The organism is Flavobacterium sp. LM5 (genome assembly GCF_002017945.1).
Lineage (GTDB): Bacteria > Bacteroidota > Bacteroidia > Flavobacteriales > Flavobacteriaceae > Flavobacterium > Flavobacterium succinicans.
Map to the genome: position 1 here is coordinate 1 of NZ_MUFX01000045.1, position 4,734 is coordinate 4,734.

A 4,734-nucleotide genomic window follows, 5' to 3' on the forward strand; every position below is an offset into this window, starting at 1 on the left:
CCAATGAAACAAAGTCACTTTACGTCTTGCCTTTTCGGTCATCTCTCCGAACAAAGAAGCGTTTTAAGTAACAACTGAAGCGCCTCGCTCATGGCCAACGCATCATTATCCTGCACTAAAAGCCCATCTTCCTGATCATGGATCAAAAAAGGCATACCACCTACATTAGTAGAAACTACGCCTAGCCCTAAACTCATCGCTTCGATGACGCTAACAGGCATATTGTCAAAATGGGTCGTATTGATAAAAAAATCATAGTCTTCAGAAAGGGCTACCCACGCTGACTTGGGTAACTGACTAAAAAAAGTAACGGTCAACCCTAACGATGCGGCTAGATTTTTCACTGGTTCAAGACTTCCTTCTTTATCAGGCCCAACCATGCACAATTCGGCTTCAGGATAGTTTTTGGCCAAATCAGCTAGTACTGCTATAGCCATTAGCGGATTATATAGCTCCGCAAAAGCGCGAACCCACAATATCTTAGGTCGAAGCGCCTTCCGTTTTTTAAAAGAATACGAATCCATTGCTATTGCATTAGGTATTGACACTAATTTAGGGCAATTCATTTTTTGAAACGCCTGCCTTAAATACTCCGAAGGGCAAACATTGCAATACGCTTGATGAAATAAAAGTTTACAATATCTAGGATGTGTTACCCATCGTTGGGGTAAATTGCCGCCGTGTAAAATTGGAATATAATTGATGCTTCTGATCTTACAAATACGACTGATCCAAAAGGCATACCAAAAATTAGTAGTACTGTAGGTGTCTATAAGAACGCAATCTGGTTTTTTAGTAGTTTAAAGTTTTGAATAGCATTACGAAAAAAACGCAAGATTTTATTGCTTTGAGAAGAAGCATAACTTACCTGATAGCCTTCCTTTTCGAGTAATGGGCCAAGAACATCAATTCCAGTAGGATTATTGCCTTTTTGGGCCAATTTATTCCCGATGTACAACAGGTGCTTCACGATAAACTTTTAAAAGGGATAAGGCATAAACAAAAGCTGGAGCAGCCAAACGCATCGCAGCATGATTGACGGTCAACAGCCAAAAAACAAAAAAAGAAAGGGCTAACACATTCTGCCGATCTACGGAAAACAAATAAAGTGGAGTCAAAAATAATATAAGCAAGCAAATTACCCCCAAGCTACCGTGTTCAGCCAACATTCGGGTCAGTTCATTGTGAGTGGCTAAATCTATACCCGTTTGCGATTGCCGCAGTTCTTTATTTTTTCCAACGCCAACCCCTAAAATAGGATGATCGAAGAACATTTGTAACTCAGATTCCATCAAAACTTCCCTTCCAGAAAGTTGGCTTTTTTTCTCCCGACCCGCAGCATCTTGATTGGCATATCGTTTATCCAACAACCCGCTCGTTTTTACAGAGCTATAACTCCAAACCGCCAAAGTCGCCACAAAAGAGAACACTATAATTGCTGCAATTTTAGGTTTCGTTTGAAAATTGGCTTGAAAATACAAGATCGCTAACAGCACTAAAATCATGGCCACTCCAGTATAAACTCCTCCACGAGAAAAAGTAACCAAACCTCTAAAAGCAAAAACCAATACCAATCCACCATTGATCAATTGCAATAAACCGTTGGATGAATTTAAAAGCAATTGCACAAAAAAGATAAAAATACCCAACCCTAAAATGGTTGATACTTGGTTGGGACCAAATCCTCCAGAAGTTTCAAAGTTAGACTGTGTTCCTGTCACCACATCTTGAATATTCGGCGTATAAAAATACAAATACGTCACTAAGATGAGTAACGGCAAAGAAAAAGCGGTAACTACTCCCAACAAACGTTGAAAAGTAAGTGTACGTTTAAAACAATAAATGGCAGAAATACCCAAACAAATTGGGCCTGAAATATTAAAAACAATAGCTTTCTTTACATCCGATGTCAAGTCCAAAATCATGGTAGACAACACCATACTGGGCACCAAAAAAAATAAAAAGAGCCAATAGAGCAAGGCTCCTCTCGAAAATCCAGAAAAAAGCATCCCTAGCAACAAAAAAAGCATCACCAAATATTTTCCATATTCATTGACAAAAGCACCACCTGTCATCCGTAAGATAATTTCTGCACTAATAGCATAAGCCGCCATTAACAAGGCCTCGTTGTTCCGGTTTTTACTTTGAACAATATAGTAGATGCCAAAAACAAGAATAGCAATGCCGTATACTTTACTCAATAGTGGGACAGCAAAGAGTATCATCCCTAAAAAAGCATGTAAAGCCAATAAAAACAAATATTTTTTTTCTTCTTCCTTCATTTTATAGTGTGACTAACCAGTTCAAATAGCGGGCAACAATAGCGTTTGCCCCAAACTGCTCCTGAACCGTGGCGTAAAAAGCGACTCCCATTTCTTTTCGCAAGGTCTCATTTTCAATTAAGAGCGTTAATGCATCGGCAAAAGCAGCAGCATCGTTATTAGGCACCAACAAACCATTGGTTGCGTGCTGAATCATATCGGGCAAAGCACCAACGGCAGTAACCACAACAGGTAATTGATGCATCCCATACTCTAACACTGATAACGGCAAGCCCTCAGAAACCGAGGTTAAAATTCCTAGTTGCATTGCAAAATCAGGTATTTTTGTACGGGTCTAGAACCGATACCGCAGCAATTTTGCAACAAGCGACTATAGGAATTTTAACCTCGGTTTCTGAGGGCTTGCCGTTATCAGTGTTAGAGTATGGGATGCATCAATTACCTGTTGTGGTTACTGCCGTTGGTGCTTTGCCCGATATGATTCAGCACGCAACCAATGGTTTGTTGGTGCCTAATAACGATGCTGCTGCTTTTGCCGATGCATTAACGCTCTTAATTGAAAATGAGACCTTGCGAAAAGAAATGGGAGTCGCTTTTTACGCCACGGTTCAGGAGCAGTTTGGGGCAAACGCTATTGTTGCCCGCTATTTGAACTGGTTAGTCACACTATAAAATGAAGGAAGAAGAAAAAAAATATTTGTTTTTATTGGCTTTACATGCTTTTTTAGGGATGATACTCTTTGCTGTCCCACTATTGAGTAAAGTATACGGCATTGCTATTCTTGTTTTTGGCATCTACTATATTGTTCAAAGTAAAAACCGGAACAACGAGGCCTTGTTAATGGCGGCTTATGCTATTAGTGCAGAAATTATCTTACGGATGACAGGTGGTGCTTTTGTCAATGAATATGGAAAATATTTGGTGATGCTTTTTTTGTTGCTAGGGATGCTTTTTTCTGGATTTTCGAGAGGAGCCTTGCTCTATTGGCTCTTTTTATTTTTTTTGGTGCCCAGTATGGTGTTGTCTACCATGATTTTGGACTTGACATCGGATGTAAAGAAAGCTATTGTTTTTAATATTTCAGGCCCAATTTGTTTGGGTATTTCTGCCATTTATTGTTTTAAACGTACACTTACTTTTCAACGTTTGTTGGGAGTAGTTACCGCTTTTTCTTTGCCGTTACTCATCTTAGTGACGTATTTGTATTTTTATACGCCGAATATTCAAGATGTGGTGACAGGAACACAGTCTAACTTTGAAACTTCTGGAGGATTTGGTCCCAACCAAGTATCAACCATTTTAGGGTTGGGTATTTTTATCTTTTTTGTGCAATTGCTTTTAAATTCATCCAACGGTTTATTGCAATTGATCAATGGTGGATTGGTATTGGTTTTTGCTTTTAGAGGTTTGGTTACTTTTTCTCGTGGAGGAGTTTATACTGGAGTGGCCATGATTTTAGTGCTGTTAGCGATCTTGTATTTTCAAGCCAATTTTCAAACGAAACCTAAAATTGCAGCAATTATAGTGTTCTCTTTTGTGGCGACTTTGGCGGTTTGGAGTTATAGCTCTGTAAAAACGAGCGGGTTGTTGGATAAACGATATGCCAATCAAGATGCTGCGGGTCGGGAGAAAAAAAGCCAACTTTCTGGAAGGGAAGTTTTGATGGAATCTGAGTTACAAATGTTCTTCGATCATCCTATTTTAGGGGTTGGCGTTGGAAAAAATAAAGAACTGCGGCAATCGCAAACGGGTATAGATTTAGCCACTCACAATGAACTGACCCGAATGTTGGCTGAACACGGTAGCTTGGGGGTAATTTGCTTGCTTATATTATTTTTGACTCCACTTTATTTGTTTTCCGTAGATCGGCAGAATGTGTTAGCCCTTTCTTTTTTTGTTTTTTGGCTGTTGACCGTCAATCATGCTGCGATGCGTTTGGCTGCTCCAGCTTTTGTTTATGCCTTATCCCTTTTAAAAGTTTATCGTGAAGCACCTGTTGTACATCGGGAATAAATTGGCCCAAAAAGGCAATAATCCTACTGGAATTGATGTTCTTGGCCCATTACTCGAAAAGGAAGGCTATCAGGTAAGTTATGCTTCTTCTCAAAGCAATAAAATCTTGCGTTTTTTCGTATGCTATTCAAAACTTTAACTACTAAAAAACCAGATTGCGTTCTTATAGACACCTACAGTACTACTAATTTTTTGGTATGCTTTTGGATCAGTCGTATTTGTAAGATCAGAAGCATCAATTATATTCCAATTTTACACGGCGGCAATTTACCCCAACGATGGGTAACACATCCTAGATATTGTAAACTTTTATTTCATCAAGCGTATTGCAATGTTTGCCCTTCGGAGTATTTAAGGCAGGCGTTTCAAAAAAATGAATTGCCCTAAATTAGTGTCAATACCTAATGCAATAGCAATGGATTCGTATTCTTTTAAAAA

Annotated in this window: 7 protein-coding genes; 3 read left to right on the top strand and 4 right to left on the bottom strand. The window is 39.1% G+C overall.

The genetic code is table 11. From position 1 onward, the window contains the following. Window positions 1-38: 38 nt before the first annotated feature. The 4 genes from BXU11_RS17780 to BXU11_RS17230 form a co-directional block, all read right to left on the bottom strand. Window positions 39-437, bottom strand: coding sequence for a glycosyltransferase (locus BXU11_RS17780; protein WP_255373964.1), 399 nt, complete (start codon window positions 435-437; stop codon window positions 39-41). Between the two features lie 332 nt (window positions 438-769). Further along, complete coding sequence (locus BXU11_RS17785; protein ID WP_139363548.1) at window positions 770-970, bottom strand: hypothetical protein; 201 nt, start codon at window positions 968-970, stop codon at window positions 770-772. Beyond that, on the bottom strand, window positions 942-2,282 hold the full coding sequence (locus BXU11_RS17225; protein ID WP_078211256.1) for an O-antigen ligase: 1,341 nt from the start codon (window positions 2,280-2,282) through the stop codon (window positions 942-944). The genes BXU11_RS17785 and BXU11_RS17225 overlap by 29 nt, the downstream gene beginning before the upstream one ends. Before the next feature lies 1 nt (window position 2,283). After that, the gene (locus BXU11_RS17230) at window positions 2,284-2,589 is read right to left on the bottom strand and encodes a glycosyltransferase (RefSeq protein ID WP_078213392.1); all 306 of its coding nucleotides are present in this window, start codon (window positions 2,587-2,589) and stop codon (window positions 2,284-2,286) included. Between BXU11_RS17230 and BXU11_RS17235 the strand changes: the two genes are divergently transcribed. Genes BXU11_RS17235 through BXU11_RS17945 form a run of 3 tightly spaced genes read left to right on the top strand, consistent with a single transcriptional unit; the run spans window position 2,589 to window position 4,435 of the window. Continuing rightward, window positions 2,589-2,954, top strand: coding sequence for a glycosyltransferase family 4 protein (locus BXU11_RS17235; RefSeq protein WP_255373965.1), 366 nt, complete (start codon window positions 2,589-2,591; stop codon window positions 2,952-2,954). The genes BXU11_RS17230 and BXU11_RS17235 overlap by 1 nt on opposite strands. 1 nt (window position 2,955) lies before the next feature. Beyond that, a complete protein-coding gene (locus BXU11_RS17240; RefSeq protein ID WP_078211256.1) occupies window positions 2,956-4,296 on the top strand; it encodes an O-antigen ligase in 1,341 nt (446 codons plus the stop codon). Further along, window positions 4,268-4,435 carry a hypothetical protein gene (locus tag BXU11_RS17945; protein WP_189318566.1) on the top strand — a complete coding sequence of 56 codons (168 nt, stop codon included), beginning with the start codon at window positions 4,268-4,270 and terminating at the stop codon, window positions 4,433-4,435. The genes BXU11_RS17240 and BXU11_RS17945 overlap by 29 nt, the downstream gene beginning before the upstream one ends. Window positions 4,436-4,734: the final 299 nt, after the last annotated feature.

Coding starts and splice junctions, on each gene's coding strand:
- BXU11_RS17780 (WP_255373964.1), bottom strand. CDS start 437: ATGGCTATAGCAGTACTAGCTGATTTGGCCAAAAACTATCCTGAAGCC.
- BXU11_RS17225 (WP_078211256.1), bottom strand. CDS start 2,282: ATGAAGGAAGAAGAAAAAAAATATTTGTTTTTATTGGCTTTACATGCT.
- BXU11_RS17230 (WP_078213392.1), bottom strand. CDS start 2,589: ATGCAACTAGGAATTTTAACCTCGGTTTCTGAGGGCTTGCCGTTATCA.
- BXU11_RS17240 (WP_078211256.1), top strand. CDS start 2,956: ATGAAGGAAGAAGAAAAAAAATATTTGTTTTTATTGGCTTTACATGCT.